We start from the raw sequence: 26,584 nt of genomic DNA on the forward strand, positions 1-26,584 counted from the left end.
ACGAGTGAAGTCCGACGAGTGATGAGCGACGAGCGAAGAGCGACGACGTGACGACGGCAAGCACGCCAAGCACCCCCGCCGACGTGGCGCGGACCGAACCGGTCCGCGCCACGGACGGCGCCTCCCGCACCGGTACGACCCTCCAGTACCTCCGATACGTGGCCGGCAAGCTGGGCGGCGCCGCCGTCTCGCTCTTCGCCGTGCTGGTCACCAGCTTCTTCCTGTTCCGGATCATCCCCGGCGACCCGGTCAAGGCGATGACCCACGGCGTCCCGACCTCGGCCGAACAGCTGGCCACCCTGCGGCGGCAGTTCGGCCTTGACCTGCCGATGTGGCAGCAGTTCACCGACTACTGCGCCAAGGCGCTGAGCGGCGATCTCGGCACCTCGTACCAGTTCCGCGCCCCGGTCGGCGAGCTCATCGCGCAGAAGCTGCCGGCGACGCTGCTGCTGACCGGGGTCGCCGTCGTGCTCTACTCGGCGCTCGGGCTCTGGCTCGGCACCCGATCCGCCTGGAACCACGGCCGCCTCGGCGACAAGATCAACACCGGCGTCGCGCTGACGCTGTGGTCCGTGCCCTCGTTCTGGCTCGGACTGCTCCTGATCATCGTCTTCTCGGTCGGCATCGGCCCGATCCCGGGGCTCTTCCCGACCGGTGGCATGGAGTCGGGCACGGGCGAGACCGGCTTCGCGTACGTCCTCGACGTCGCGCACCACATGGTGCTGCCGGTCGTGACCCTGGTGGCGGTCGGCTACGCGCAGACGCTGCTGGTCATGCGCTCCTCGCTGCTCGACGAGATGGGCAGCGACTATCTGACGACCGCGCGGGCGAAGGGGCTGCGCGACGACGTCGTACGGCGCCGGCACGCCGTACCGAACGCGCTGCTGCCGACGGTGACCATGGTCTTCATCAACCTGGGCCATGTGGCGGCCGGTTCGATCCTGGTGGAGACGGTGTTCTCCTGGCCGGGGCTCGGCGGGCTGTTCTACCAGGCGCTCAGCGTGCCCGATCTCCCGCTCGTCCAGGGACTCTTCGTGGTCTTCGCCGGCGCGATGATCGTGATGAACCTGATCGCCGACCTGCTCTATCCACTGCTCGACCCCCGGGTGGGCCGATGACCTCTCCGTCACTCTCGTCTCTCGCGTGGGAACGCCGGCGCGGTACGGTGTCCCGCTTCTGGAAGCAGTACCGCTCCCATCGCGTCGGGCTCTACGGTCTGGCCGGGCTCGCCCTGATCGCCCTGCTCGCGCTCGCCGCGCCGCTGATCGTCGGCGCGGACGTGCAGTCGGTGACGAACGCGCCGGGGACGGCCCTGGAGTCGCCGAGCGCCGAATTCCCGCTCGGGACCGACCAGTTCGGGCGCTCGCTGCTCGGCCTGCTGATCTGGGGCGCGCGGATCTCGCTGCTCGTCGGCCTGCTCGCGGCGGCGCTCTCGGTCGCCATCGGCACGCTCGTCGGGATCATCGCCGGGCATTACGGCGGCTGGTTCTCGACGGTCGTCATGCGGATCACCGACTGGTTCCTCGTCATGCCGACGCTCGTCCTGGCGATCGTGCTCGCGACGGTGATGTCCCGCTCGATGTGGACGGTGATCGTCGCGATCGGCGTCACCAGCTGGCCGACCACGGCCCGCCTCGTGCGCGCCCAGACGATCGCGGTGGAGTCCCGCCCGTACATCGAGCGGGCCACGGCGCTCGGCGGCGGGCACGGGCACATCATGAGCCGGCACGTGCTGCCGAACGTGATGCCGCTGGTCCTCGCGCAGACCACGCTCGGCATCTCGACCGCGATCCTCACCGAGGCGACGCTGGCCTTCCTCGGCCTCGGCGATCCGACGGTGGTCTCCTGGGGCGGCATGCTCCAGGACGCCAGGGAGGCGGGCGCGGTGTCGTCCGGCCACTGGTGGTACCTCGCCCCGCCCGGGATCGCGATCGCCCTTGTCGCACTCGCCTTCACGCTGTGCGGGCGCGCGGTCGAGTCCGTCCTCAACCCGAAGCTGGGGGTGGGGCGATGAGCCTCCTTGAAGTACGGAACCTGAGCGTGACGTACGGGTCGGGGGCATCCGCCGTCCCCGCCGTACGGGGCGTCGACCTGACCCTGGCCGCCGGGCAGAAGCTCGGGGTCGCGGGCGAGTCGGGGTGCGGGAAGTCGACGATGGCGCTGGCGCTGCTGCGGCTTTTGCCGCCGTCGGCCCGGCTGACGGGGCAGATCCTGCTCGACGGCGAGGACGTCCTCACCATGAAGTGGGGGCGGCTGCGGGCGGTGCGCTGGGCGGGGGCGTCGATCGTCTTCCAGGGCGCGATGCACTCGCTCAACGCGGTGCGACGGATCGGCGACCAGATCGCGGAGCCGCTGCTGGTGCACGGGCGTCCCACGCCCGCGGCGGCGCGGAAGCGGGTCGGCGAGCTCCTCGAGCACGTCGGGCTGCCTGCGGCGCGGGCGGCGGCCTATCCGCACGAGCTGTCGGGAGGGCAGCGGCAGCGCGTGATGATCGCGATGGCGCTCGCCTGCGATCCGCAGCTGATCGTGGCGGACGAGCCGACGACGGCGCTCGACGTGATGATCCAGGCGCAGATCCTGCGGCTGATCGAGCGACTGGTGGCGGACGACGACATCAGTCTGCTGATGATCAGCCACGATCTGGCGGTCCTCGCGGACACCTGTGACCGGCTCGCGGTGATGTACGCGGGGCGGGTGGTGGAGGAGGGCCCGGCGCGGGCGGTGTACGACGCGGCCGAGCATCCGTACGGACGGGCGCTGTCCTCGGCCTTCCCGAGGATCGGCGACCCGGCGTCCCGGCGGGCGCCACGCGGGCTGCCGGGCGACCCGCCGGACCCGGCGGACCTGCCGGGCGGGTGCGCGTTCCATCCGCGCTGTCCGGTGGCGGTGGCCGACGTCTGCGGGGCCGAGGACCAGGAACTGCGGGACGCGGGCGCGGGACGCCGGGCGGCCTGCGTACATGTGGGGAGTGGCTCATGAACCCGTTGACACCGGACGGAGCGCCGTCGGGCGCGGGCACCGGCACGGGCCCGGCGGAGTCCGGAGCGGCGGAGTCCGGAGCGGCGGAGTCCGGAGCGGCGGAGTCCGGGGCGGCGGAGTCCGGAGTGGCGGAGTCCGGGGCGGCGGAGTTCGTCGCTGCCACTGCCGTCGCGACGGAGACGAAGGCCACCGCACCGCTCCTGTCGGCGAGCGGACTGCGCGTCACCTTCCCCGGGCGGCGGGGTGCGCCGGCCGCGCGCGCGGTGGACGGCGTGGACCTGGACATCGGCCGCGGGGAGATCGTGGCGCTCGTCGGCGAGTCGGGGTGCGGCAAGACGACGCTGGCGCGGTCGCTGCTCGGTCTGGTGCCGCCGACGGCCGGCACGGTCGCCTTCGCCGGTGAACCGCTCTCGTACAGCTCCCGCGCCCTCAAGGCGTACCGCAGGCGCGCGCAGTTGGTCCTCCAGGACCCGAGCGGCTCGCTGAACCCACGGCACACCGTGTACGACGCGGTGGCCGAGGGGCTACGGATCCACGGGTACGGGGGCGACGAGCGGGCGGCGGTCGCGGAGGCGCTCGCACGGGCCGGCCTGCGGCCGCCGGAGCGTTTCTTCCTGCGATACCCGCACGAGCTGTCGGGTGGTCAGCGGCAGCGCGTCGTCATCGCGGGCGCGCTGGTGCTCCAGCCGGAGCTGATCGTCGCGGACGAGCCGGTGGCCTCGCTGGACGCGTCGGTACGGGGCGAGATCCTGGCGCTGCTGCTTCGGCTCCGGGACGAGCTGGGGCTCTCGGCCCTGGTCGTCACGCACGACCTGGGTCTCGCGTGGAACATCGCGGACCGGGTGGCGGTGATGTACCTGGGGCGGATCGTGGAGACCGGCACGGTGGAGTCCGTACTGACGGATCCTCAGCATCCGTACACCCGGGCGCTCTTGTCGGTCCTTCCGGAGTCCGAGGGCGCGCCGGTGGTCCTGACGGGCGAGCCCCCGGACCCGGCCCGCATCCCGTCCGGCTGCCGCTTCCACGCCCGGTGTCAGGTGCTCGCCTCGGGCGAGGCGGCCCCGGTGGCGGACCGCTGCCGCACCGAGGACCTCCCGGTCCTCCCCGGCGGCGGCACACGGGACGTGGCCTGCCACTGGGTACGGGAGGGAGCGGGGGCGGTGGGTGGTGGCTGACGGGGTACGGGCCTGAGAGGTGGCGCGCTGACGGGTGGCGGGCTGAGGGTGGGCCCCTGAGGGCCTGAGAGAGCCGCCGCGCCGGACCCGTGGGGGCCCGGCGGGTGGTGCCTGCGTCGTACGGTCGTCAGTGGCCGGGGGCGACGGGCTTGGCGGCCGGGTCGGCCGGGGCCGGCTTGGGGGCCGTGGGGTTCGCCGGCTTCTGGCCCGTACCGGTCGTGGTGGCCGCGGGGAGGATCTCGCAGCCGCTGATCGACGTCCGCGTCGAGACCGACTGCACCTTGCAGTCGTCCTTGCCGACACCGGCGTCGACGGTGCCCCAGTGCTCGCCCACGATCAGGACGCTCCCGCCGGGGCCGCTGATCGAGTCGTCGCCCGGGCCCGACTGGATGAGGCCGCCCGACTCGGCTCCCAGCGACTTCGCCTCGATGGTGTCGTTCTCGCTGCCGCCAAGGACCCGGCCGGAGAAGTCGATCGCACCGACCTTGATGGTGTCGACGCCGTCGTTGCCCGTCACGATGCCGCCGCCCCGGTTGAACTTGGTCGGCGCGCCGGAGACGGACCCGGTGGTGATCTTGTCGTCTCCGTCGTCGCCGTGGACGACGGCTCCCTTGGCGCCGTCACCGACGACCGTGGCGACCTTGATGACGTCGTTGCCCTTGTTGCCCCGGACCATGCTGAAGCCGTTCTGCGGCACGAGGTGCTTGGCGCGGATGACGTCGTCGCCGTCACCGCCGCTGATCGCGGAGTCGATGACGAGTCCGCGGACCTCGATCATGTCGTTGCCCGAGCCGCCCCAGACGGTGACGTTGTCCAGGTCGCTGTCGCAGAAGATGTAGTCGTCGCCCGAGGTGCCGCTGACCAACTCCCCCGGCGGCGCCGAGACGCCGTTGACCCAGCACTGGTGCATGGGCACCTTGCCCTGGTGGGGCGGGGCGGCCTGGGCGGGCGCACCCGCCAGGGACGCGGCGGCGACTCCGGCGAGCAGTGCGGTGAGCGCGGCCGGGCCGCGCACGGCCCGGCGGAGGGAGGGTGGCGTGACAGGCATGCGGGTCTCCTTTGCGGAACGGGCTTGCGGAAGCGGACTACACAGGGACGGGGAGTCGGCCCGGGCGTGGCGGACCCGCCGACCGGACCCGCCACGCGGACCCGGTCGGCGGCTCGGCGCCGACGGCAGACAGCGGCCGGTGGCCCGTGGCCAGTGGTCGGTAGCCCGTGGCCAGGGGTCGGTAGCCGGTGGCCGGTGGCCCGTCAGGTCGTCAGGTTGTTCTGGTCGTCGGGTCGTTCAGGCCTTGAGGCCTTCAGGTCGTTCAGGTCGTCGTCGGGGCCGGTTGGACCGGCGTCGGGCAGCCGACGATCCGGCGGCCGTTCAGGTCGGGCTCCAGGGACGGCACGACCGAGGTCGTCCACCGCCCCAGGCACATCTCCGCCGTGATCCCGGGCCCGAACCCGGCGATGATCCCGCGGGCCCCCTCCGGCAGCCCGCCGGCGTCGAAGAGCCTGCGCACCGCGTCCAGGACGACGGCGCTGGCGATGTTGCCGTACTCCGTGAGCGTCGCCCTGCTGAACCGGAACGACTCGGGCGGGACTTCGAGGAAGCGGCTCAGATCGTCGAGGATGCGTGGTCCGCCGGCGTGGATGATGTAGAAGTCCAGCGCTCCGGCGTCCCAGCCGTGCGCGCCCGCGATCTCGCGGAGCGCCGGAGCCAGTGGCTCCATCGTCGTCGGCACCCGCTTGTCGAGCAGGAAGTGGAAGCCGGTGGCCCGGACGCTGTACGCGATCCAGTCCTCGGTGTCCGGGACCAGATGGGAGTTGTTGCGCTCCAGGGCGATCCCGGTGCCGCCCCTGCCCCGTACGACCGCCGCCGCGACCGCGTCGCCGAACAGGCCGTTGGAGAGCAGCGACCCCACGCCGAGATCGGTGGGCTGGTAGCAGAGCGAGCAGAACTCGCAGGCCACGATGAGGACGTTCGCGTCGGGGTACGCCACGCAGAAGTCGTGCGCCCGGTTGATCGCCGCGCCGCCGGCCGCGCAGCCCAGCTGGGCGATCGGCAGCTGCCGGGTGTGGCTCGGGAAGCCCATCGTGTTGATCAGCCAGGCGGTCAGCGAGGGCATCATGAAGCCGGTGCACGACACGTAGACGATCATGTCGATGTCGGCGGGGCGCAGCCCGCCGTGGCGCAGGGCCTCCTCGACGACCTTCGGGACGCGGGCCTTGGCCTCCTTCTCGTAGAGCGCGTTGCGCTCCTCGAAGCCGGGGTGCCTCAGGGTCTCCTCGATGGGCTGGACGATGTGCCGCTGCGTGACGCCGGTGTTCTCGATCAGCCGGAGGGCCAACGGGAGTTGGGGGTGGTCGGCGTGCAGCGAGCGAGCGAGGGCGAGCGTCTCCTCCCTCGTGATCACGTACTCGGGTACGGACACCGCGGGTTTGCACAGAGTCACCACGACAGTCGCTCCTTCGTTCTCGTACACCGCGAACTGCCGCCACACTCACCCGGTGACGCGTACCCCGCAACCGCGAGCGTCGCCGGAGGGACACGGAACGTGATACGGAGCGTGATCGCCGCGCCCCCTGCCCTGCTCCGTCCGGGGGGCAGTGATCGCTCGGCGTGTCGCGGCCGCCCCGCACCGGGAACATCCTCCTCATGACCTCCGAGATGACCTCCGAACCGACGGCCGACGCAGCCCGGCCGGTCCGCACCTGGGCGGTCGACGACCTGCCCGCGCTGGAGTTCGACCCCCTGCTCACCGAACTGCTCCACGAGGAGCCGGTGGCCCGCATCCGGCTGCCGTTCGCCGCCGAGAACGAGGCGTGGCTGGTCACGCGGTACGAGGACGTACGCGCCGTGACCTCCGATCCGCGGTTCAGCCGAACGGCCCTCCTCGACCGCATGGTCACCGGCATGACCGGCCACATGGTCGCCTCGAAGGCCGCCCTGAACTACGCCGATCCGCCGTACCACACCCAGCTGCGCAAGGCCGTGACCAAGACGTTCACCGGCCACAACGCCAAGCGGCTGCGCCCGATGGCGCAGGCGAGCACGGACCGGCTGCTCGACGCGATGGAGGCGGCGGGCAGCCCCGCCGACCTGATGCGCCATCTGCACGGCCCGCTGCCGATGTCCGTGGTGTGCGATCTGCTCGGCATCCCGGAGGAGGACCGCGCTGAGCTGGCCTCCTGGCCCGACCTGATCCTCTCCTCGGGCCCGGGTCCTGAGAGCAGCCGGGCGGCCAAGGCCCAGATCCACGGCTACATCACCCGCCTGCTCGACCGGCGGCGCGCCGAGCCGCAGGAGGATCTCGCCGGGGAGCTCGCGGAGGCCCTGGCCGAGGGCCGGGTCTCCCTCGACGAGGCCGTCTCGCTGGCGATGGCGATCCTCATCAGCGGGGCGCACGCGGTCCGCAACAACAGCGCCAACATGGTGTTCCTGCTGCTCACCCGGCCGGAGCTGATGGCCAGGCTGCGGGCGGAGCCGGAGCTGCTGCCGCAGGCGGTGGACGAGCTGCTGCGGTGGATCCCGCACCGCAACGGCGTCGGGCTGCCGCGGATCGCCACGGAGGACGTGGAGGTCGGCGGGGTGCTGATCCGGGCTGGCGAGGCGGTGTACGCGTCCTACCTGGCCGCCAACCGCGACCCGTCGGTCTTCGAGGACCCGCACGAGGTCGACTTCGACCGGGAGGGCACAGGACATGTGTCGTTCGGCCACGGGCCGCACCACTGCATGGGCGCGATGCTCACCCGCATGGAGTCCGAGGTGATGATCTCCACGCTGCTGCGGCGCTATCCGGAGCTGCGGCTCGCGGGCCCGGCCGAGGAGACGGTGTTCCAGTCCAAGGGCCTGATCAGGGGCCCGAAGGAGCTGGTCGTCGCCTGGTGACGTGCATGGGCGGGGCGAGGCGCGCCGGGCGTGTGGTCCGGCGCGTCAGCTCTGCCGGTCGTACGCCTCGGTGAGTTCGCGGCTGCGCTTCACGTCGCCGGCCATGGCCTCAAGGAGGTCGTCGAGGGTGTCGAACTTGAGCATGCCGCGTACGTACGCCAGGAAGTCCACGGCCACGTGCAGGCCGTAGAGGTCGAGGCCCTCGCGGTCGATGGCGTACGCCTCGACGGTCCGCTCGGTGCCGTCGAACTGGGGGTTCGTACCGACCGAGATCGCGGCCGGCATGCGCTCCCCGGCGGCGGTCAGCCAGCCGGCGTACACGCCGTCGGCCGGGATCGCGGTGTGCGGCAGGGTCTCGACGTTGGCCGTCGGGAAGCCGAGCTCGCGGCCGCGCTGCGCGCCCCGGACGACGATGCCCTCGACGCGGTGCGGGCGGCCGAGGATCTCGGCGGCGCCCTCCACGTCGCCCTCGGCGACCAGTCGGCGGGTGAGCGTGGAGGAGAACGGGTCGCCGCCGCCCGCCGTACCGCTCACGAACAGGTCGATGACCTCGACCTCGTAGTCGTAGGTGGCGCCCAGCTCCGCGAGGAAGTCGACGTTGCCCGCGGCGCGGTGGCCGAAGCGGAAGTTCGGGCCCTCGATGACGGCCTTCGCGTGCAGCTTGTCGACGAGGACCTTCACGATGAAGTCCGCCGGGGACAGCTGCGAGAACTCGGCCGTGAACGGCAGGACGAGGACCGCGTCCACGCCCAGCTCCGCGATCAGCTCCGCGCGGCGGGGGTGCGGGGCGAGCAGCGGCGGGTGGCTGCCGGGCCGCACGACCTCGGAGGGGTGCGGTTCGAAGGTCACGACGACCGAGGGAACGCCCAGTTCACGGGCGCGTTCGACGGCCCGCCCGATGATCAGCTGGTGTCCGCGGTGCACCCCGTCGTAGGACCCGATGGTGACGACGCTGCGCCCCCAGTCCTGGGGGATGTCCTCCAAGCCACGCCAGCGCTGCACTGTGACCGCTCCTCGTCCGCCTGTTCGCCGATTACGCAGGTCTAAGACTGCCATGCCCACGGCCATCGCCTCGCATCGGCATGGAACTGCCGAGCCGCTGGACCGTACGGCGGGTGCTGGGGCCGACGACGACGGCCCAGTCGTGGGGGTCGGCGGCGAGCCAGTCTGACAGTTGGGCGGCGAACGCGGGGACCTCGCGGGCGAGCTCGACGAGCCGTCGGTCGAGGCAGGTCGCGCCCTCGGGGGTACGGACGAGGAGGAGGCCGGTGCGGCGGACGAGCTCGCGGGTGCGGACCTCGGGGCGCCGTTCGCAGTCGAGGGCCGCGGCCCGGAGCAGGGCGTCGAGGACGCCGAGGTCCCGTGCCCCGTACCGCTCGTGGTCGAGGAGTACGTCGAGGAGTTCGGTACGCAGCAGGCGTGAGGCGCCGGTGCCGGGCGCGGCGAGCACCGGGGCGAGGGCGCTGCGGACCTGGGCGGGGCGGCCCCGGATCAGGCCGCAGACCAGGGGGAAGAGGACGGCCCGGGCGGCGGGCCCGTCTTCGAGACGCCGGTCGACGAAGGCGGCGGCGTGACGGGCGCCGTCGGGGTGGCGGTCGACGTACTCGCGGACGAGGGCCGCGGCGCGGCGGGCGAGGGCGGGGGTGGTCACCTCGGCGAGCGCCCGCAGGGTGTCCGCGGCGGGCTCCCCGGGACCGCACAGCCGTCCCTGGAGGGCGGCGAGGACGGGTTCGGGGTGGGCGGCGAGTGCGGTGGTGAGCGCTGCGGCGGGGACCCGGGGGTCGGTCAGGGCGCGGGGCAGATGGCGGGCCCGGGTGTGCGGGTCGCGGACGAGGAGGCCGAGGGCGGGGCCGTGCAGGGGGGCGTCGGCGGGGCGGGCGAGCAGGGCGAGGGAGGCGTAGCGCAGGAGTTCGCGGTCGGGGCTCGTCGTGGCGTGGGCGGCGACGAGGGCGCCGTACGTGGCGGCGGCCGCGCGGCGTGCGGGCCTGCCGTCGTCGTGGGCCCAGCGGTCGACGGCCCGGCAGACGGCGGACGGCTCGTCCTCGGCGAGTGCGGCGAGCAGCCCGTCGGCCAGGGGGTGGGCGGTGGCGACGAGCGCCTCGCACAGGTCGTCGACGGCGAGATGGCGATGGGTGTGCAGCAGGGCCTGCGCGGCGGTGCCGACGGTGGCGTGGGGAGCGGCGCCGAGGGGACGGCCGTCGCCGAACCAGCGGCAGAGCAGCGGCTGTACGCCCCGGGGTTCGGCGACGAGCCGCGCGGCGACGACATCGAGGAACCGGGGCGCGGCGTGGCTCCCGGGCGGGGGGTCGGCGGGCACGAGCCGCCGCAGCAGATCGATCCGCTCCCCCTCCCCGACCCGCAGAGCCGCCCAGAACGCGGGCCCGAAGAGCGCGGGAGCGTCAAGGGCGGGGGCGGGTGCCGGTTCGGGGGCGGGTGCCGGTTCGGGGGCGGGTGCCGGTTCGGGGGCGGGTGCCGGTTCGGGGGCGGGTGCCGGTTCGGGGGCGGGGTCGGGGGTGGGGACGGGGTCGCGGTCCGTCGCGGCGACTGTCGCGTCGGCCGTCGCGGGGTCCGTCGCCGGAGCAGGAATCCCGGCGGGAGTCGGGGCGGGGATCCGGGCAGGAGTCGGGGCCGGGATCCGGGCGGGGGTCGGGTGGGTGCCCAGGTGGTCGGCCAGGTTTCGGAGCGTCGGGAGGTAGGGCCTGGGGTCCGGGAGGCGGAGCAGGGTCCGGTCGAGGAGCCGGGAGGCCCACCAGGCCGCGTCGGTGCTCGCGAGGCCGTCCGCGCGCAGCCGCTCCAGGGCTTCGACGAGTCCGGTCAGCCGGCGCCCGAGCGCGTCGGGGCCGTGTTCGCGGTCCATCAGGAGAAGGGCCTGGACGACGGGGCCGATCCGGTGACGCGGTACGGGGAGGGGGTCCGGTGCCGTGACCGTGTGCGGGGAGCCGGGGCGGGCGGGGAGGCGGACCGGGGCGCCCTCGCCCCGCCGGTGGACCAGCGCGAGCAGGGCCTCGTCGACGTCCAGGTGGGCGCCCTGGATCCAGTCGGCGAGCTCCTCGTGGCCGAAGCGGTAGCCGGAGCCGGCCGGGACGACGAGCCCCTCGGTCAGGACCGCGGAGGCCCAGCCGGTCCGCCACGGGAAGACCTCCTCGAAGGAACCCCGGTCCAGCTCCCCCTGCCCCGGCCCGAGGCACCGGCGGGCGGCCTCGTGGACCTGCCCGGCGACGCGGGCGGCGAGCCTGCGCACGGCGGTTCCGCGCGGGACGGGGCGGGTTCCCGCGGCGATCCGTACGGCGACCCGCAGGCACATCAGGTCGAGATAGGCCCCGAAGACCTCCTCCCGCCCTGGCCTCCCGGGCGCTCCCCCGGGCACGGCCTCCCGCACCTCGGCGAGCAGTCGCAGCACGAGCGGGTGCCGGGCGTCCTCGGCGGCCAGATCGCCCGCCGCGAGGCCGTACCGCGCCCGGGCGAGCGTCGCCTCGTCCTCCGTGAGGTCGCCGAGCGGCACGGCGCCGCGTGCCCCGGCGCCACGGTGCAGGGACTCCGGTGCGTGGAGGCGGACCGCGCGCTCCCAGAACTCCGGGCGGCAGCCGAGGATCAGGCGGGTCCCGTGGGTGCCGAGCCAGGACGTGGTGCCCTTCGTCCAGGCCGGGAGTCGGTGGGCCAGCGTGGGGGGCATCTCCTCCGGGCCGTCGAGGACGACCAGCAGGGGCCGGCCCGCCTCGTGGGCGAGCGCGGCGGCCCGCTCGGGGGTCACGGTCGACATGTCTCCCCGTACGCCCGACGCGGTGACGATCCGGCCCGCCTGGCGCAGGGCGCGGTCCACGGCGTCGGCGACCGAGGTGTCCTCCGCGCGCAGGTCCGCCCCGCGCAGCCAGATCGTGGGGGCGGGTTCGTCGCCCCGGGACCGCTCGGCGCAGTGGGCGGCGAGGGCGGTGGTGCGTCCGCTGCCGGGGGCGCCGACGAGGGCGAGGACCCGGGCGTCCGACGCGGCGAAGGCCGCGAACTCGCGGACGCAGTCGGCCCGTTCGACGGGCGCGGGCCACGCCGTCCAGCTCCCCGCCGTGGCGGCGGCCCCGGTGGAGGTCGCGGTCGAGGTGGCCGTGGCGGTCGCCGTGAGCTCCAGGACGCCCGCCAGGTTGAGCTCGCGCCCGTAGCAGGGGGCGGTCGCCGCGTTGCGTCTCAGGAGCTCGGCCAGCGGGCCCACGGGCGTGAGGGGCAGCGCGTATCCGGCGGCGCGGTGGTCGCCGTGCAGCGCGGTTCCGAGGACGCCGAGGACGGCCCCGGTCTCCGGATCCACGACGGGCCCGCCCGTGGCCTGTCCGCCCAGCCGCAGGGCCTCCGCGCCCTCGGTGCCGATGGCCAGCTCCCAGGCCGCCCCGCCCAGGGCGTGCCGCCGGCCACCGGTGGCGTACGTGACGGGTGCCGTGCCCAGGACCCGCGCCTCCCGCCAGCCGTGCGCGGCGATCCGTACGTACGTCCCTGACTCGACCTCGGTCCGCGCCGAGACCGGCAGCGGGCGGACGCCGAGCCCCTCGGCCCGGACGAGCGCGAGGCCCGTCCCTGGCGGCAGGGTGATGTCGTCGGCCTCGGCGACGCGGTCGCGTTCGCCGGGGGCGCGCAGCAGGATCCGTACGAGTCCGTCGACGGCCTCGTGACTGGTGACGACCGTCCCCCGGTCGTCGGCCACGAAGCCCGTTCCGCGTGGGCGGCCCACCGGATCGCAGATCCGTACCAGCGTGCCGAGGTCCCCGCGTCCCATGGTGTCGACGGTAGGTCGGCGGTGATCACCGCGAGAACCACACCGGCCGAACGCGCCCCCCAGCGCTCCCCCGTTTCACTCCGAGCGCCTGCCCGAAGGGGTGAAAATGACGATCGGAATGGATAACACTCCTCTGGGGGAGGGGAACGTGGGGCGGCACGCATGCGTGCCGCCCCACGAAATACCACCGTGATCGCGCTGAGTGCCGGGATCGACCGTCAGCCGAAGACGGCCAGGCTCTTGGCCTTGCCCTTCTGGTCCTCCACGAGCGCCAGCAGACGCCCGTCGGGCGCGAAGACGGCCACCGGACCCGCCGGATACGACGGCATGTCCAGGCGTACGCCGTTCAGCAGCAGCCGGGCCCGCTTCTCGTCGACGTCCCAGCGGGGGAACGCCGCCGAGGCCGCGTCGGCGACCGGCATGACCGTCAGCTCCTCCTGGAGCTGGTCGAGCGTCCGGGCCGAGTCCAGCTTGTACGGGCCGACCCGGGTCCGTCGCAGCGCGGTCAGATGACCGCCCACGCCGAGCCCGGCGCCCAGGTCACGGGCGAGCGCCCGGATGTACGTACCGGAGGAGCAGACCACCGAGACGACGAGGTCCACGACCGCCGTACCGTCCTCGGCGACGGCCTCCCGGACGTCGTACACCTGGAAGGACGAGACCGTGACCGGCCGCGCCGGGATCTCGAACTCCTCGCCGCCGCGCACCCGCGCGTACGACCGCTTGCCGTCGATCTTGATGGCGGAGACCTTCGACGGCACCTGCATGATGGCGCCGGTCAGCTCCGCCACGCCCGCGTCGATCCCCTCACGGGTCACCTCGGACGCGTCCACGGAGGCCGTGATCTCGCCCTCGGCGTCGTCGGTGATCGTCGTCTGACCGAGGCGGATCGTGCCGAGGTACTCCTTCTCGGTCAGCGCGAGGTGACCGAGAAGCTTGGTCGCCCGTTCCACGCCGAGGACGAGGACGCCGGTGGCCATGGGGTCGAGCGTGCCGGCGTGGCCGACCCGGCGGGTCTTGGCGATCCCGCGCATCTTGGCCACGACGTCGTGCGAAGTGAAGCCCGACGGCTTGTCGACGATGACAAGCCCGTCGGGCGTCTTCCCTGCGTTGCTCATCAGGCGGTGGTGCCCTCTTCGTCCTCGTCCTCGGGCTTGCGGTACGGGTCGGCCTCGCCGGCGTACTTCGCACCGGAGGACGCCTCGCGCACGGCCGCGTCGGAGGCCCGCGCCTTGTCGAGGAGGTCCTCGATCGTCTTCGCGGTCTCCGGGAGGGCGTCCGCGACGAAGGTCAGCGTCGGCGTGAACTTCGTCCCCGCGGCGGCACCCACGGCCGAGCGGAGGATGCCCTTGGCGCTCTCCAGGCCGGCGGCCGCGCTGGCCCGCTCCTCGTCGTCGCCGTAGACCGTGTAGAAGACCGTGGCCTCCCGCAGGTCACCGGTGACGCGGGTGTCCGTGATGGTCACGTGCGTACCCAGGCGCGGGTCCTTGATGCCGCGCTGCAGCTTCTCGGCGACCACCTCCCGGATGAGGTCCGCCAGCTTCTTCGCCCGCGCGTTGTCGGCCACTGGTCCTTCTCCTTCTTTGCCTTGCTCGTTCAGTCTTCATCAGTGTGGAGCCTGCGTCGCACCGACAGCAGCTCCACCTCGGGCCTGGCCGCGACCAGCCGCTCGCAGCGGTCCAGCACGTCCGATACGAATCCCACGTCCCCGGAGACCAGAGCGACCCCCAGTCGGGCCCTGCGATGGAGGTCCTGGTCGCCCACCTCTGCCGCGCTCACGGAGAACTTGCGCTGGAGCTCGGCGACGATGGGCCGGACGACGGAGCGTTTCTCCTTCAGCGAATGAACATCGCCGAGGAGCAGATCGAAGGACAGAGTCCCCACGTACATGTAATGCCGGATGTCCCGCCGGTTCGGGTTCGGTGGCCTGCCACGCCGTCGCCCGGCAGGAACACCAGAACCGTACACGCAACGGCCGGGGCCGATCGACGGAATACTTTCCGCCGACCGGCCCCGACCTACCGCTGCACTCAGGCGCGCGGCTTCTCGCGCATCTCGTACGTCGCGATGACGTCGTCGATCTTGATGTCGTTGAAGTTTCCGAGGTTGATACCGCCCTCGAAGCCTTCGCGGATCTCGGTGACGTCGTCCTTGAAGCGGCGCAGACCGTGGATCGTGAGGTCCTCGGCGATGACCTTGCCGTCGCGGACGAGGCGCGCCTTGGTGTTGCGCTTGACCTCGCCGGAGCGGATGAGGACACCGGCGATGTTGCCCAGCTTGGACGAGCGGAAGACCTCGCGGATCTCCGCCGTACCGAGCTCGACCTCTTCGTACTCCGGCTTGAGGAGGCCCTTCAGAGCCGCCTCGATCTCCTCGATGGCCTGGTAGATCACCGAGTAGTACCGGACGTCGACGCCTTCGCGCTCCGCCATCTGCGCCGCGCGGCCCGCAGCGCGGACGTTGTAGCCGATGACGATGGCGTCGGAGCCCATGGCCAGGTCGATGTCCGACTCGGTGACCGCACCGACACCGCGGTGCAGGACACGGATGTCGACCTCTTCGCCGACGTCGAGCTGGAGCAGCGAGGACTCGAGAGCCTCGACCGCACCGGACGCGTCGCCCTTGATGATGAGGTTGAGTTCCTGGACCAGACCGGCCTTGAGCACCTTGTCGAGGTCCTCGAGGGACACCCGGCGGACGCGCTTGGCGAAGGCGGCGTTGCGCTCACGCGCAGCGCGCTTCTCGGCGATCTGACGGGCCGTACGGTCCTCGTCGACAACCAGGAGGTTGTCGCCGGCACCCGGCACGTTGGTGAGACCGAGCACCAGGACGGGAGTCGACGGGGTCGCCTCCTCGACGTTGTTGCCCTTGTCGTCGAGCATCGCCCGGACGCGGCCGTACGCGTCGCCGACCACCACGGTGTCGCCGATGCGCAGCGTTCCGCGCTGGACCAGGACGGTCGAGACGGCACCGCGACCGCGGTCGAGGTGGGACTCGATCGCAATACCCTGCGCGTCCTGCTCCGGGTTGGCCCGCAGGTCGAGCGAGGCGTCGGCGGTGAGGACGACGGCCTCGAGCAGCGAGTCGATGTTCAGACCCTGCTTGGCGGAGATGTCGACGAACATCGTGTCGCCGCCGTACTCCTCGGCCACCAGACCGAACTCGGTCAGCTGACCGCGGACCTTGGTCGGGTCCGCGCCCTCGACGTCGATCTTGTTGACCGCGACCACGATCGGCACGTCGGCCGCCTTGGCGTGGTTCAGCGCCTCGATCGTCTGCGGCATCACACCGTCGTTGGCCGCCACCACGAGGATCGCGATGTCGGTCGACTTCGCACCACGGGCACGCATGGCGGTGAACGCCTCGTGACCCGGGGTGTCGATGAAGGTGATCTTGCGCTCTTCGCCGTTGACCTCGGTACCGACCTGGTAGGCACCGATGTGCTGGGTGATGCCACCGGCCTCGCCCGCGACGACGTTAGTCTTGCGGATCGCGTCGAGAAGTCGGGTCTTACCGTGGTCGACGTGACCCATGACGGTGACGACCGGCGGACGGGAGACCAGAGCCTCTTCGCCGCCCTCGTCCTCGCCGAACTCGATGTCGAAGGACTCGAGGAGCTCGCGGTCCTCCTCCTCCGGCGAGACGATCTGAACGGTGTAGTTCATCTCCTCGCCGAGCATCGTCAGCGTGTCGTCGGAGACCGACTGCGTGGCCGTGACCATCTCGCCGAGGTTCATCATCACCGCGACGAGCGACGCCGGGTTGGCGCCGATCTTCTCGGCGAAGTCGGTGAGGGAGGCACCGCGCGACAGGCGAATGGCTTCGCCGTTGCCGCGAGGCAGCATCACGCCGCCGACCGACGGGGCCTGCATGGCCTCGTACTCCTGGCGCCTCTGACGCTTCGACTTGCGACCGCGACGCGCGGGACCGCCGGGACGACCGAAGGCGCCCTGCGTGCCACCACGGCCACCCGGACCGCCGGGACGGCCACCGAAGCCGCCGGGACGACCGCCGAAGCCGCCGCCACCGCCGCCGGGACCACCCGGACGACCGCCGCCGCCACCACCGGGACCGCCGGGACGACCGGCGAAGCCGCCGCCGCCACCACCGGGACCGGCCGGACGGCCGGCGAAGCCGCCGCCGCCACCCGGACGACCGCCGCCGCCACCCGGACGACCACCGGGGCCACCGGGACCACGACCGCCGCCGCCGGGGCCACCACCGGGACGCGGGCCGGCAGCGGGACGCTGCGGCATCATGCCGGGGTTCGGACGGTTACCGCCGGGCGCGCCGCCCGGACGGGGAGCCTGCGGACGCGGCATGCCACCGGGGGTGGGACGCGCGCCGCCCTGGCCCTGGGGACGCGGGGCGCCACCGGGGCCGCCCTGCGGACGCGGGGCACCCGGAACGGCACGGTCGCCGCCGGGACGGGGGGCGCCGCCACCCGGACGGGGCGCCTGCGGGCGCGCCATTCCGGTGGAGCCACCCGAGGTGAAGGGGTTGTTGCCCGGACGCGGACCGGCCGGACGGGCACCGCCCGGACGCGGAGCGCCCTGGCCCTGCGGACGCGGGGCACCCTGGCCCTGCGGACGCGGCGCGCCCTGACCCGGACGGGCGGGACGCTCGCCGGTGGGACGGGGTCCCTGAGCGGCGCCACCGGGACGCTGACCGGCGGCGGGGGCCGCCGGAGGCGCGGTGAACTCGGGCGCGGCCGGAGCCGGCGTGACCGGCTTGGGCGCGGGCTTCGGGCCCGGGCGGGGGCCCGAGGCGGCCGGAGCCGGAGAGGGGGTGCTGCTCGCCGGAGCCGCCGGGGTGACCGGGGCCGCAGGCGCGGCGGGGGCCGGCTTGGGGGCCGGGGCGCCGGGCTTCGGGGCAGCGGGACGTGCCGCGGCGGCCGGAGACGGCGCCGCGGGCTTCGAGGGGGCGGCCTTACGAGGCGCGCCAGGCTTGGCAGCGGTCTTGCCGGCGGAACCGCCGGGACCCTGCAGCGCATCAGTCAACTTGCGCACGACCGGCGCCTCGATTGTCGAGGACGCCGAACGGACGAATTCACCGAGTTCTTGGAGCTTGGCCATGACGACCTTGCTCTCCACGCCGAACTCCTTGGCGAGTTCGTATACCCGGACCTTAGCCACTTCGCTCCTTTTAGGTCCGGTTACCGCCGGACCGTCGCTACTTCATGGGCGTACTCATCGCGTACTCATCGAGTGCTCATCGCAATCTCGACCTACTTCCAACTCGCGAGGTACCTGACCGCACGGTTATCCGTGCCGTTCTCTTCTTACGGTGCTGCCTGCTCGATGTGAAAGCGGATTTCCGCCGTTTCGAGCGGACCCTGGACCTTGAAGGCCCTCGGGAACGCCCGGCGACGGACCGCCAGGTCGAGACAGACCGAGGCGGGGTGCAGATACGCACCCCGGCCGGGCAGCGTACCGCGATGATCGGGGACGCAAGCGCCCTCGACCGCCACGATGCGCAGCAGATCGCTCTTGGCCGCTCGCTCCCGGCATCCCACACAGGTTCGCTCAGGGCACGCGCGGGCATGCGTCCGGCCAGACACGCTTAAGTCTACCTCCCCGTAACGACCTCACCCGTTCGGGGCAAGAATCGAACGGTCGTCTGTCGTGATCTCGCCGTCGCACAACGTGACGGCGGCTGGATCCGTTCCTCGGATCCGGACACGCCCCGGAGCGATGAGCACCGGGGCGATCCGCTCAGTCCCGGTCGCGCCCGTCCTCGGACGGGTGCTCGGTGTCCGGGCGGATGTCGATGCGCCAGCCGGTGAGGCGGGCGGCGAGGCGGGCGTTCTGCCCCTCCTTGCCGATCGCCAGCGAGAGCTGGTAGTCCGGCACGGTCACCCGGGCGGAACGGGCGGCCAGGTCGACGATCTCGACCTTGGAGACCCGGGCCGGGGAGAGCGCGCTGGCCACCATGTCCGCCGGGTCGTCCGACCAGTCGACGATGTCGATCTTCTCGCCGTGCAGCTCGGCCATGACGTTGCGCACCCGGCTGCCCATGGGGCCGATGCAGGCGCCCTTGGCGTTCAGGCCCGAACGGGTGGACCGTACGGCGATCTTGGTGCGGTGGCCGGCCTCACGGGCGATCGCCGCGATCTCGACGGAACCGTCGGCGATCTCGGGGACCTCCAGGGCGAACAGCTTCTTCACCAGATTGGGGTGCGTACGCGAAAGAGTGACGGACGGACCGCGGACACCCTTGGCCACCCGGACGACGTACGTCCGCAGGCGCAGACCGTGCGTGTACTCCTCGCCCGGCACCTGCTCCTGCACCGGCAGGATGGCTTCCAGCTTGTCGTCCAGACGGACGAGGACGTTCTTCGGGTCCTTGCCCTGCTGCACCATGCCGGCCACGATGTCGCCCTCACGGCGGGCGTACTCGCCGAAGGTGACGTCGTTCTCGGCGTCCCGCAGCCGCTGCTGGATGACCTGGCGGGCGGTGCTCGCCGCGATCCGGCCGAAGTCCGACGGGGTGTCGTCGAACTCCTTGGGCTCCTGGCCCTCCTCCAGCTCGGAGGGGTCCTCCTTGGCCCACACCGTCACGTGACCGGTCTGCCGGTTCAGCTCCACGCGCGCGTGGCGGCGGGCCGAGGGGGTGCGGTGGTACGCGATGAGGAGGGCCGACTCGATCGCCTCGACCAACAGGTCGAAGGAGATCTCCTTCTCTTGTGCCAAGCCCTTCAGGAGCTTCACGTCGATGTCCACGGCTACGCCTCCTCTTCCTTCTTGTCCTTGCGGTTGAACTCGATCTCGACACGCGCCTTGGCGATGTCCGCGAACTCGGCCCTGCGGGCGGTGGGCTTGCGCCCCTTCACACCCGGCACTTCGAGGTCGACGCCGGTCTCGTCCACGGCGAGGATCCGCGCGACGAGCTCCGCGCCGTCGTTCAGCTGGAGCTTGGCGAGGCGGCCGGTGGCGCGCACGTAGTGGCGGGGCTCGGTGAGCGGGCGCTCCGCGCCCGGGGTGCCGACTTCGAGGGTGTACTCGCCCTCGCCCATCGCGTCGGTCTCGTCCAGCGTCTCCGAGAGCGCGCGGCTCACATCGGCGACCTGGTCCAGATCGGCACCTTCGTCGGAGTCGACGACCACACGCAGCACCCGCTTGCGTCCCACGGAGGCCACCTCGATCTCTTCGAGGTCGAGTCCCTGCGCGGCGATGAGCGGCTCGAGGAGTGCTCGCAGCCTGTCGCTCTGGGTGGTGCTCATCCGGGTGACTCCTCGGCCGCGTGTGCTGTTGTGGGTTTCGTCGCGTGTCAGACCAAAGGGTATCCGGTCGCGGGGGGTGTTGCCGTCCACGGCCCCGGGGGCCGCGGGTACGCTCGCCTGCGGTGATCTTCGATCCGGGCCGAGGGAGTGAATGTGGGGCGCACGGGGACCGTAGGCAGGCGCGCGCTCCTGGCCGCCGGGGCGGTGACGCTGGCCGGCTGCACCTCCGGGGGCGGCGCCGAGCGGCCGAGGAGGCCGAGCGCGGCCGAACTGGCGGCGCGGGCCGAGGCGGCGCTGCGCAGCCGCTCGGCGGCGACGAGCCGGGCCCTGCTGGAACGTTACGACGCGGTGCTCGCCGCCCATCCGACGCTGACGGCGCGGCTGACCCCGCTGCGTACGGCGGTGGCGGCGCACGTCTCCGCCCTCGCGGGGGACGAGGCGGCGGGCGGCGCTCCGGGTTCGGCCGGCAACGCCGCCCCTTCGGCGGACACCCGGTCGGCGGATCCCGGCGACGCGCGGACCCCGACGGCCACGGCCTCGGGGACCCCTGCCCCTCCTCCCGTACCGGCCGATCCGGCCGTCGCGCTGAAGGAGCTGGCGGACCTCGCGCGCGGGACCGCCGACGCGCACGCGGCGGCGCTGCTCGGGGCGGCGCCCGAGTACGCCCGGCTGCTCGCCTCCGTGGCGGCGTCGGGCGCCGCGCACGCGTATCTGCTGACCGAAGGAGGCCGGGCATGAGCGCCCTGGAGGCGGCGCGGGCCGCGCTCGCCGCCGAGCACGCGGCGGTGTACGGGTACGGGGTCGTCGGCGGCCGGATCGGGGCCGAGCGGCGGGCGGAGGCCACGGCCGCGTACGAGGCGCACCGGGCTCGGCGCGACGGCCTGCGCCGGGTCGTGCGGGACCTGGGCGGCGAACCGGTCGCGGCGGCGGCCGGCTACGAGCTGCCGTTCGCGGTGCCGGACACGGCCGCCGCCGTCCAGCTCGCCGCCGTCCTGGAGGACCGGGTGGCCGGGGTCTACTCCGATCTGGTGCGGGCGGCGGAGGGGCCGCTGCGGCGGGACGCGGCCGCCGCGTTGCGCGAGGCGGCGGTACGGGCCGTCCGCTGGCGCGGCATCGACGTAACCTTTCCTGGGCTCGCCGAGCGGGAGTGAGGCGGGCCCTCACGGCCCTGACCAGGCTTCGTACTGCAGAAGGAACAACGCACGCATGGGTTTCGAACCGCCGCAGCGACTGGTGCGGACGCTCGGCGAGACGTACGGGGACGCTGTCGCGGCCGAGTGGCTAGGGAAGCTGCCCGAGCTCGCGGGGAGCGCGGTGGAGCACGCGTCCCTGGACGTCGAGCGGGTGATGGCCCCCGGCGGGCGCAGCAGCCTGGTGGTGCTCGTACGGCGGGCCGACGGCTCCGCCGCCGCGCTGAAGATCGCCCCCGAGGCGGCGCGGCCCGATCTGGAGCGGGACGCGCTGGCGCACTGGGACGGCTGGGGCGCGGTGCGGCTCCTCGCGGCGCCCGAGGACGGTTCGCTGCTGCTCGAGCGGCTCCATTCGGAGCAGTCGCTGCGGTCCCTTCCTGAGGCGAAGGCGCTCCTGGAGGCGGCCGGCACGGTCCGCAAGCTGTGGGTCGAGCCGCCCGCGGGGCACGGTTTCGAGTCGGTGGCCGAGCGGACGGCGCGGCAGGCGACGGCCATGGAGCCCTACCGCTCGGGCGCCGAGACGGGCGCGCTGACGGCCGCCGCGCTGGAGGCGCGCGCGGAGTTGGTCGCCCACTCCCCCGAGACGCTGCTGCTGCACGGGAACTTCCGGCAGGGCAAGGTGCTCGCCGGTGACCGCGCGCCGTGGCTGGCCGTGGGGCCCGAGCCGCTGGTCGGCGAGCGCGCCTACGACCTGGCGCGGCTGGTACGGGACCGGGTCGAGGACCTGGTGGCGGCCTCGGCGGGCGCGTCCGCGGCGCGTCGGCGGGTCAACAAGCTGGCGGACTCGCTGGAGCTGGACCGGGAGCGGCTGCGCGGTTGGACGCTGTTCCGCGCGGTCGAGTCGGGGACGCGGGCGCTGACGGCGGGCCGGCGGCAGGACGCGGAGCTGCTCCTCGAGTTCGCGGGCTGGCTGTAGGGGAATAACCTTGCTGTAACGCTCGGCTCGGAGCTCAGGGGGCCGTCATGGTCGAGGAGCTGTTGGCAGCGGCGGCGGCGACCGGAGTAGCGGTCGTGGTCTACATCGGTGCGGCCGCGCGCGTGGTGAAGCAGTACGAACGGGGCGTGGTCTTCCGCTTCGGCCGGCTCGTGAGCGATGTCCGGCAGCCGGGGTTCACGATGATCCTTCCGGTCGTGGACCGCCTCCACAAGGTGAACCTCCAGATCGTGACGCTGCCCGTTCCGGCGCAGGAGGGCATCACCCGGGACAACGTGACGGTGCGCGTCGATGCGGTCGTGTACTTCAAGGTGGTCGACGCCGCGGACGCGCTGGTGCGGGTGGAGGACTACCGGTTCGCGGTCTCGCAGATGGCGCAGACCTCGCTGCGGTCGATCATCGGCAAGAGCGATCTGGACGACCTGCTGTCGAACCGGGAGAAGCTCAACCAGGGTCTCGAGCTGATGCTCGACAGTCCGGCCATGGGCTGGGGTGTCGCGATCGACCGGGTCGAGATCAAGGACGTCTCACTGCCGGAGACGATGAAGCGCTCCATGGCGCGGCAGGCGGAGGCGGACCGGGAGCGGCGGGCGCGGGTGATCAACGCGGACGCGGAGCTCCAGGCGTCGAAGAAGCTGGCGGAGGCGGCGGAGGTCATGTCGGAACAGCCTGCGGCGCTGCAGCTGCGGCTGTTGCAGACGGTGGTCGCGGTGGCGGCGGAGAAGAACTCGACGCTGGTGCTGCCGTTCCCGGTGGAGCTGCTCCGGTTCCTGGAGCGTGCGGCGCCATCGCCGGGGGCGTCGGCGCCCTCCGCGGACGCCGCGGCGCGGGAGGAGCGGAGGGTGCCGGTGGCGCCGCCGGAGACCTTCCAGGACCCCTTGCCGAGTCTCCCGGCCGAAGCGGAGGCCCCGGAGCCCCGTCCGACGACGGACCTCCCGGACCTGGCGGATCTCCCGCCCCCGCCGGACGACACGGTTGCGGGCCCCCCGGCGGACCCGGCCCCGGGCACGCGGGACGAGGCGGCCTGAGGAACGACTCCCGTCGTGGGGCGATCGTTCCGCGGGGCAGGGGCGCCGTCCGTCGTGCCCATCTGTTCAGCCCCGGCGGAACGTGCGCCCACGACGGACGGCGGACGCGTCAGGCGCTGAGGCGGGCGATCGCCTCGTCGACCGTGAGTTCCTCGCGCTCGCCCGTGCGGCGGTCCTTCAGTTCGAGGACGCCCTCGGCCGAGCGACGCCCGGCGACGAGGATCTTCGGGACGCCGATCAGCTCCGCGTCGGTGAACTTGACGCCGGGCGAGACGCCCGCGCGGTCGTCGACCAGGACGCGGAGGCCCGCGGCGCGCAGCTTCTCCGAGACCTCCAGGGCCAGCTCGGTCTGGAGGGCCTTGCCGGCGGCGACCACGTGGACATCGGCCGGGGCGACCTCGGCCGGCCAGCACAGGCCCTTGTCGTCGGCGGACTGCTCGGCGAGCGCGGCGACGGCGCGGGAGACGCCGATGCCGTACGAGCCCATGGTGACGCGGACCGGCTTGCCGTTCTGGCCGAGGACGTCGAGCTTGAGGGCGTCGGCGTACTTGCGGCCCAGCTGGAAGATGTGGCCGATCTCGATGGCGCGGTCCAGCGTCAGGCCGGTGCCGCACTTGGGGCACGGGTCGCCGTCCTGGACGACCACGACGTCGACGTACTCGTCGACCTCGAAGTCACGGCCCGCGACGACGTTCTTCGCGTGCATGCCCTCCTTGTTGGCGCCCGTGATCCAGGCCGTGCCCGGCGCCACGCGCGGGTCGGCGAGGTACTTCACCTTCTCCAGGCCCTGCGGGCCGACGTAGCCGCGGACGAGGTCCTCGCGGTCGGCGAAGTCCGTCTCGGTGACCATCTCGACGGTGGCCGGGGCGAAGTGCGCCTCGACCTTGCCGAGGTCGACCTCGCGGTCGCCGGGGACGCCGACGGCGACGATCTCGCCGTCGACCTTGACCAGGAGGTTCTTCAGCGTGGCGGAGGCCGCGACGCCCAGCGAGGCGGCGAGGGTCTCGATCGTCGGGGTGTCGGGGGTCGGGATCTCCTCGGCCGCCGCGACGCCGGAGCCGTCGACCGGCTTCAGCTCGTAGGTGATCGCCTCGGTGTTCGCCGCGAAGTCGCAGTTCGGGCAGTCGGCGAAGGTGTCCTCGCCGGCCTCGGCCGGGGCGAGGAACTCCTCGGACTTCGAGCCGCCCATCGCGCCCGCGGTCGCGGCGCAGATGCGGTAGTCGAGGCCGAGGCGCTCGAAGATCCGCTGGTAGGCGGCGCGGTGCAGGGCGTAGGACTGGGCGAGGCCCTCGTCCTCGGTGTCGAAGGAGTACGAGTCCTTCATCAGGAACTCACGGCCGCGCAGGATGCCGGCGCGGGGGCGGGCCTCGTCGCGGTACTTCGCCGCGATCTGGTACAGGATGACGGGCAGGTCCTTGTAGGACGAGCACTGGTCCTTCACCAGGAGCGTGAAGATCTCCTCGTGGGTCGGGCCGAGGAGGTAGTCGCCGCCCCTGCGGTCCTGGAGGCGGAAGAGCTCGGCGCCGTACTCGTCCCAGCGGCCGGTGGCCTCGTAGGGCTCACGGGGCAGCAGGGAGGGCAGCGAGACCTCCTGGGCGCCGATCCCGTCCATCTCCTCGCGGACGATGCGCTCGACGTTGGCGAGGACCTTCTTGCCCAGGGGCAGCCAGCTCCAGATGCCGGCGGCGGTACGACGGACGTAGCCGGCGCGGACGAGGAGCTTGTGGCTGAGGACCTCGGCGTCCGCCGGGTCGTCGCGCAGCGTCTTCGCCATCAACTGGGACATGCGCTGGACCGGTGCGTTGGCCATGGTTCTCGTACTCCTGCCGGAAAACTGGGTGATGGCTAGGAGGTTAGCCGGGCGGCCCGCGCGGGCGGAAATCAGTTCCGGCGTGGCAGCGGCAGCGGGGCGCCCATCACGGCGTACGGGCGGGGTGCGCTCGGGAAGTGGACCTGGCGGGCGAGGTCGACGTAGCCGAGGGAGCGGTAGAGGCCGCGGGCGGGGCTCTCGGTGTCGATGGCGGAGAGGATCGAGCGGGGCAGCTTCGACCCGTCGGTGATGGTGGTGATCAGCTCGCGGCCGACGCCCCGCCCCTGGTGGCCGGGGTGGACGTGGAGTTCGGTGATGACGAAGGAGTCGTCGAGCCAGTCCACGGTGCCGTTGGCGCGGAGGTACGGCTCCACGATGCCGGACCACCAGTGGCTCCGGTCGTTGGGCATCCCGTACACGAAGCCGACGAGCCGGCCGGAGGCGGTGGTCGCGCCGTACGCGCGGGCGCCGGGGTTCTGGAGATGGCGCAGCACGATGTGGCGGCGGACGACGACCTCGTCCTCGCTCAGTCCGAAGGCGACCGCCTGTACGGAGAGGGCGTCGTCGACGCGTGCGGCGAGGTCGACCGGTCCGATCGTGACGTGGGTGTCGGCGTCATCCATGCGCCGCACCTTACAAGCGCTCAGAAGAGCACGCTCATGAAGGCGCCGACCTCGCGGAATCCGACGCGGCGGTACGCGGCCCTGGCGGGGGTGTTGTAGTCGTTGACGTACAGGCTGACGACGGGTGCGACATCGGCGAGGGCGTAGCGGAGCACGGCGGCCATGCCGATCTCGGAGAGGCCCCGGCCGCGGTGCTCGGGGGCGACCCAGACGCCCTGGATCTGGCAGGCCTGGCGGGTGGCGGCGCCGATCTCCGCCTTGAAGACGACCTTGCCGTCCTCGAAGCGGGCGAAGGAACGGCCGGTTCCGACCAGTTCGGCGACGCGGGCCTGGTAGAGCAGTCCGCCGTCGCCTGCCATCGGGGAGATGCCGACCTCCTCGGTGAACATGGCCACGCACGCGGGCATGATCAGTTCCATCTCGTCCTTGCCGACGCGGCGGACGAGCGGGTCGGGCTCCACGGTGGCGGAGGGCGCTTCGGTGACCATCAGCGGCTGGTGGGCGCGGACGTCGCGGGCGGGGCCCCAGCTGGGCTCCAGGAGGCTCCAGAGCTGGGTGGTGGGCCCGGCGGGGCCGACGATGGAGGAGCAGCGGCGGCCGGTCCTGCGGGCGCGGTCGGCGAAGGCGCGGACGGCGTCGGGGGTGGCGCAGATGGGGACGAGGTTGGCGCCGGAGTAGCAGAGCGAGCGCAGGTGCCCGTCGGTGTACCAGCCCCACATCTCGCCGCCGAGGCGCCAGGGGTCGAGCCCGGCGGCCTGGACGCGGGCGGTCACGAAGGCGTTCTCGACGGGGGCGCTCTCCAGGACGGCGAGCGCGGCGCCGAGGTCGGCGGGTTCGAGGACCCGGGTGGTGGTCTGCGTCAACACGAGGGGGCCTCACCATGCGGTCTGCTTGATTCTCCGCACTGTACCCGGAGCGTCGCGGAGGCGGCGGGTGTGTGCGCGGGGACCCCGGAAACGGCCCGCCGACCCGCGCGGCCGTCGCGGCCGT

23 protein-coding genes are annotated in these 26,584 nt (G+C 73.0%); 9 read left to right on the top strand and 14 right to left on the bottom strand.

What is annotated here, in order from left to right; translation table 11 throughout:
- Nucleotides 1–47: 47 nt before the first annotated feature.
- From ACGFYP_RS26810 to ACGFYP_RS26825, 4 genes are read left to right on the top strand one after another with little or no spacing between them, the layout of a single operon-like run.
- On the top strand, nt 48–1,118 hold the full coding sequence (locus tag ACGFYP_RS26810) for an ABC transporter permease (protein ID WP_361967940.1): 1,071 nt from the start codon (nt 48–50) through the stop codon (nt 1,116–1,118).
- Nucleotides 1,115–2,014 carry an ABC transporter permease gene (locus ACGFYP_RS26815; RefSeq protein ID WP_393498504.1) on the top strand — a complete coding sequence of 300 codons (900 nt, stop codon included), beginning with the start codon at nt 1,115–1,117 and terminating at the stop codon, nt 2,012–2,014. The genes ACGFYP_RS26810 and ACGFYP_RS26815 overlap by 4 nt, the downstream gene beginning before the upstream one ends.
- Complete coding sequence (locus ACGFYP_RS26820; RefSeq protein WP_393498507.1) at nt 2,011–2,979, top strand: ABC transporter ATP-binding protein; 969 nt, start codon at nt 2,011–2,013, stop codon at nt 2,977–2,979. The genes ACGFYP_RS26815 and ACGFYP_RS26820 overlap by 4 nt, the downstream gene beginning before the upstream one ends.
- Nucleotides 2,976–4,154: an oligopeptide/dipeptide ABC transporter ATP-binding protein gene (locus tag ACGFYP_RS26825; protein ID WP_393498510.1), complete on the top strand. Its 1,179-nt coding sequence runs from the start codon at nt 2,976–2,978 to the stop codon at nt 4,152–4,154. The genes ACGFYP_RS26820 and ACGFYP_RS26825 overlap by 4 nt, the downstream gene beginning before the upstream one ends.
- 127 nt (nt 4,155–4,281) lie before the next feature.
- Here ACGFYP_RS26825 and ACGFYP_RS26830 read toward each other — a convergent pair whose 3' ends face one another.
- Nucleotides 4,282–5,202, bottom strand: a complete 921-nt coding sequence (locus ACGFYP_RS26830; RefSeq protein ID WP_393498513.1) for a hypothetical protein — start codon at nt 5,200–5,202, stop codon at nt 4,282–4,284.
- Nucleotides 5,203–5,464: 262 nt separating this feature from the next.
- A complete protein-coding gene (locus tag ACGFYP_RS26835; protein ID WP_393498516.1) occupies nt 5,465–6,598 on the bottom strand; it encodes a type III polyketide synthase in 1,134 nt (377 codons plus the stop codon).
- A 200-nt stretch (nt 6,599–6,798) separates the two neighbouring features.
- Between ACGFYP_RS26835 and ACGFYP_RS26840 the strand changes: the two genes are divergently transcribed.
- Complete coding sequence (locus tag ACGFYP_RS26840) at nt 6,799–8,031, top strand: cytochrome P450 (protein WP_393498520.1); 1,233 nt, start codon at nt 6,799–6,801, stop codon at nt 8,029–8,031.
- A gap of 45 nt (nt 8,032–8,076) precedes the next feature.
- Here ACGFYP_RS26840 and ACGFYP_RS26845 read toward each other — a convergent pair whose 3' ends face one another.
- The 9 genes from ACGFYP_RS26845 to rimP form a co-directional block, all read right to left on the bottom strand.
- Nucleotides 8,077–9,033: a bifunctional riboflavin kinase/FAD synthetase gene (locus ACGFYP_RS26845; RefSeq protein ID WP_393498524.1), complete on the bottom strand. Its 957-nt coding sequence runs from the start codon at nt 9,031–9,033 to the stop codon at nt 8,077–8,079.
- Between the two features lie 31 nt (nt 9,034–9,064).
- A complete protein-coding gene (locus tag ACGFYP_RS26850) occupies nt 9,065–12,787 on the bottom strand; it encodes a trypsin-like peptidase domain-containing protein (RefSeq protein ID WP_393498527.1) in 3,723 nt (1,240 codons plus the stop codon).
- A gap of 218 nt (nt 12,788–13,005) precedes the next feature.
- Complete coding sequence (gene truB, locus ACGFYP_RS26855) at nt 13,006–13,905, bottom strand: tRNA pseudouridine(55) synthase TruB (protein ID WP_393498529.1); 900 nt, start codon at nt 13,903–13,905, stop codon at nt 13,006–13,008.
- Nucleotides 13,905–14,354: a 30S ribosome-binding factor RbfA gene (rbfA, locus tag ACGFYP_RS26860; RefSeq protein ID WP_361603499.1), complete on the bottom strand. Its 450-nt coding sequence runs from the start codon at nt 14,352–14,354 to the stop codon at nt 13,905–13,907. The genes truB and rbfA overlap by 1 nt, the downstream gene beginning before the upstream one ends.
- A gap of 29 nt (nt 14,355–14,383) precedes the next feature.
- Nucleotides 14,384–14,677, bottom strand: a complete 294-nt coding sequence (locus ACGFYP_RS26865) for a DUF503 domain-containing protein (RefSeq protein ID WP_361967960.1) — start codon at nt 14,675–14,677, stop codon at nt 14,384–14,386.
- A 140-nt stretch (nt 14,678–14,817) separates the two neighbouring features.
- Complete coding sequence (infB, locus tag ACGFYP_RS26870; protein ID WP_393498534.1) at nt 14,818–17,922, bottom strand: translation initiation factor IF-2; 3,105 nt, start codon at nt 17,920–17,922, stop codon at nt 14,818–14,820.
- A gap of 146 nt (nt 17,923–18,068) precedes the next feature.
- Nucleotides 18,069–18,347 (bottom strand): YlxR family protein, encoded by a 279-nt coding sequence (locus ACGFYP_RS26875; protein WP_361967964.1) that lies wholly within the window; start codon nt 18,345–18,347, stop codon nt 18,069–18,071.
- A 154-nt stretch (nt 18,348–18,501) separates the two neighbouring features.
- Nucleotides 18,502–19,509 (bottom strand): transcription termination factor NusA, encoded by a 1,008-nt coding sequence (gene nusA, locus ACGFYP_RS26880; RefSeq protein ID WP_361967966.1) that lies wholly within the window; start codon nt 19,507–19,509, stop codon nt 18,502–18,504.
- A gap of 2 nt (nt 19,510–19,511) precedes the next feature.
- A complete protein-coding gene (gene rimP / locus ACGFYP_RS26885; RefSeq protein ID WP_361967968.1) occupies nt 19,512–20,009 on the bottom strand; it encodes a ribosome maturation factor RimP in 498 nt (165 codons plus the stop codon).
- Between the two features lie 153 nt (nt 20,010–20,162).
- On the opposite strand from rimP, the gene ACGFYP_RS26890 reads away from it, so the two are divergent.
- Genes ACGFYP_RS26890 through ACGFYP_RS26905 form a run of 4 tightly spaced genes read left to right on the top strand, consistent with a single transcriptional unit; the run spans nt 20,163 to nt 23,161 of the window.
- Nucleotides 20,163–20,747: a hypothetical protein gene (locus tag ACGFYP_RS26890; protein WP_393498540.1), complete on the top strand. Its 585-nt coding sequence runs from the start codon at nt 20,163–20,165 to the stop codon at nt 20,745–20,747.
- Nucleotides 20,744–21,160: a ferritin-like domain-containing protein gene (locus ACGFYP_RS26895; protein ID WP_393498543.1), complete on the top strand. Its 417-nt coding sequence runs from the start codon at nt 20,744–20,746 to the stop codon at nt 21,158–21,160. Before ACGFYP_RS26890 ends, ACGFYP_RS26895 begins: the two co-directional genes overlap by 4 nt.
- A gap of 55 nt (nt 21,161–21,215) precedes the next feature.
- Nucleotides 21,216–22,115, top strand: a complete 900-nt coding sequence (locus ACGFYP_RS26900) for an aminoglycoside phosphotransferase family protein (RefSeq protein ID WP_393498546.1) — start codon at nt 21,216–21,218, stop codon at nt 22,113–22,115.
- Between the two features lie 47 nt (nt 22,116–22,162).
- Complete coding sequence (locus tag ACGFYP_RS26905) at nt 22,163–23,161, top strand: slipin family protein (protein ID WP_393498549.1); 999 nt, start codon at nt 22,163–22,165, stop codon at nt 23,159–23,161.
- A gap of 109 nt (nt 23,162–23,270) precedes the next feature.
- Here ACGFYP_RS26905 and ACGFYP_RS26910 read toward each other — a convergent pair whose 3' ends face one another.
- The 3 genes from ACGFYP_RS26910 to ACGFYP_RS26920 all read right to left on the bottom strand — a co-directional run bounded on the left by ACGFYP_RS26910 (nt 23,271) and on the right by ACGFYP_RS26920 (nt 26,460).
- Complete coding sequence (locus ACGFYP_RS26910) at nt 23,271–24,971, bottom strand: proline--tRNA ligase (RefSeq protein ID WP_393498552.1); 1,701 nt, start codon at nt 24,969–24,971, stop codon at nt 23,271–23,273.
- Nucleotides 24,972–25,042: 71 nt separating this feature from the next.
- Entirely contained in the window at nt 25,043–25,594 is a 552-nt protein-coding gene (locus tag ACGFYP_RS26915; RefSeq protein WP_393498555.1) for a GNAT family N-acetyltransferase, read from the bottom strand.
- A gap of 20 nt (nt 25,595–25,614) precedes the next feature.
- Nucleotides 25,615–26,460 carry a GNAT family N-acetyltransferase gene (locus ACGFYP_RS26920; RefSeq protein WP_393498557.1) on the bottom strand — a complete coding sequence of 282 codons (846 nt, stop codon included), beginning with the start codon at nt 26,458–26,460 and terminating at the stop codon, nt 25,615–25,617.
- Between the last annotated feature and the right edge of the window lie 124 nt (nt 26,461–26,584).

The sequence above is a fragment of the Streptomyces sp. NPDC048370 genome, assembly GCF_043200825.1.
Lineage (GTDB): Bacteria > Actinomycetota > Actinomycetes > Streptomycetales > Streptomycetaceae > Streptomyces.

Coding starts and splice junctions, on each gene's coding strand:
- ACGFYP_RS26825 (WP_393498510.1), top strand. CDS start 2,976: ATGAACCCGTTGACACCGGACGGAGCGCCGTCGGGCGCGGGCACCGGC.
- truB (WP_393498529.1), bottom strand. CDS start 13,905: ATGAGCAACGCAGGGAAGACGCCCGACGGGCTTGTCATCGTCGACAAG.
- ACGFYP_RS26865 (WP_361967960.1), bottom strand. CDS start 14,677: ATGTACGTGGGGACTCTGTCCTTCGATCTGCTCCTCGGCGATGTTCAT.
- ACGFYP_RS26910 (WP_393498552.1), bottom strand. CDS start 24,971: ATGGCCAACGCACCGGTCCAGCGCATGTCCCAGTTGATGGCGAAGACG.
- ACGFYP_RS26915 (WP_393498555.1), bottom strand. CDS start 25,594: ATGGATGACGCCGACACCCACGTCACGATCGGACCGGTCGACCTCGCC.
- ACGFYP_RS26905 (WP_393498549.1), top strand. CDS start 22,163: ATGGTCGAGGAGCTGTTGGCAGCGGCGGCGGCGACCGGAGTAGCGGTC.
- ACGFYP_RS26815 (WP_393498504.1), top strand. CDS start 1,115: ATGACCTCTCCGTCACTCTCGTCTCTCGCGTGGGAACGCCGGCGCGGT.
- ACGFYP_RS26900 (WP_393498546.1), top strand. CDS start 21,216: ATGGGTTTCGAACCGCCGCAGCGACTGGTGCGGACGCTCGGCGAGACG.
- rimP (WP_361967968.1), bottom strand. CDS start 20,009: ATGAGCACCACCCAGAGCGACAGGCTGCGAGCACTCCTCGAGCCGCTC.
- ACGFYP_RS26820 (WP_393498507.1), top strand. CDS start 2,011: ATGAGCCTCCTTGAAGTACGGAACCTGAGCGTGACGTACGGGTCGGGG.
- ACGFYP_RS26895 (WP_393498543.1), top strand. CDS start 20,744: ATGAGCGCCCTGGAGGCGGCGCGGGCCGCGCTCGCCGCCGAGCACGCG.
- ACGFYP_RS26830 (WP_393498513.1), bottom strand. CDS start 5,202: ATGCCTGTCACGCCACCCTCCCTCCGCCGGGCCGTGCGCGGCCCGGCC.
- ACGFYP_RS26840 (WP_393498520.1), top strand. CDS start 6,799: ATGACCTCCGAGATGACCTCCGAACCGACGGCCGACGCAGCCCGGCCG.
- ACGFYP_RS26850 (WP_393498527.1), bottom strand. CDS start 12,787: ATGGGACGCGGGGACCTCGGCACGCTGGTACGGATCTGCGATCCGGTG.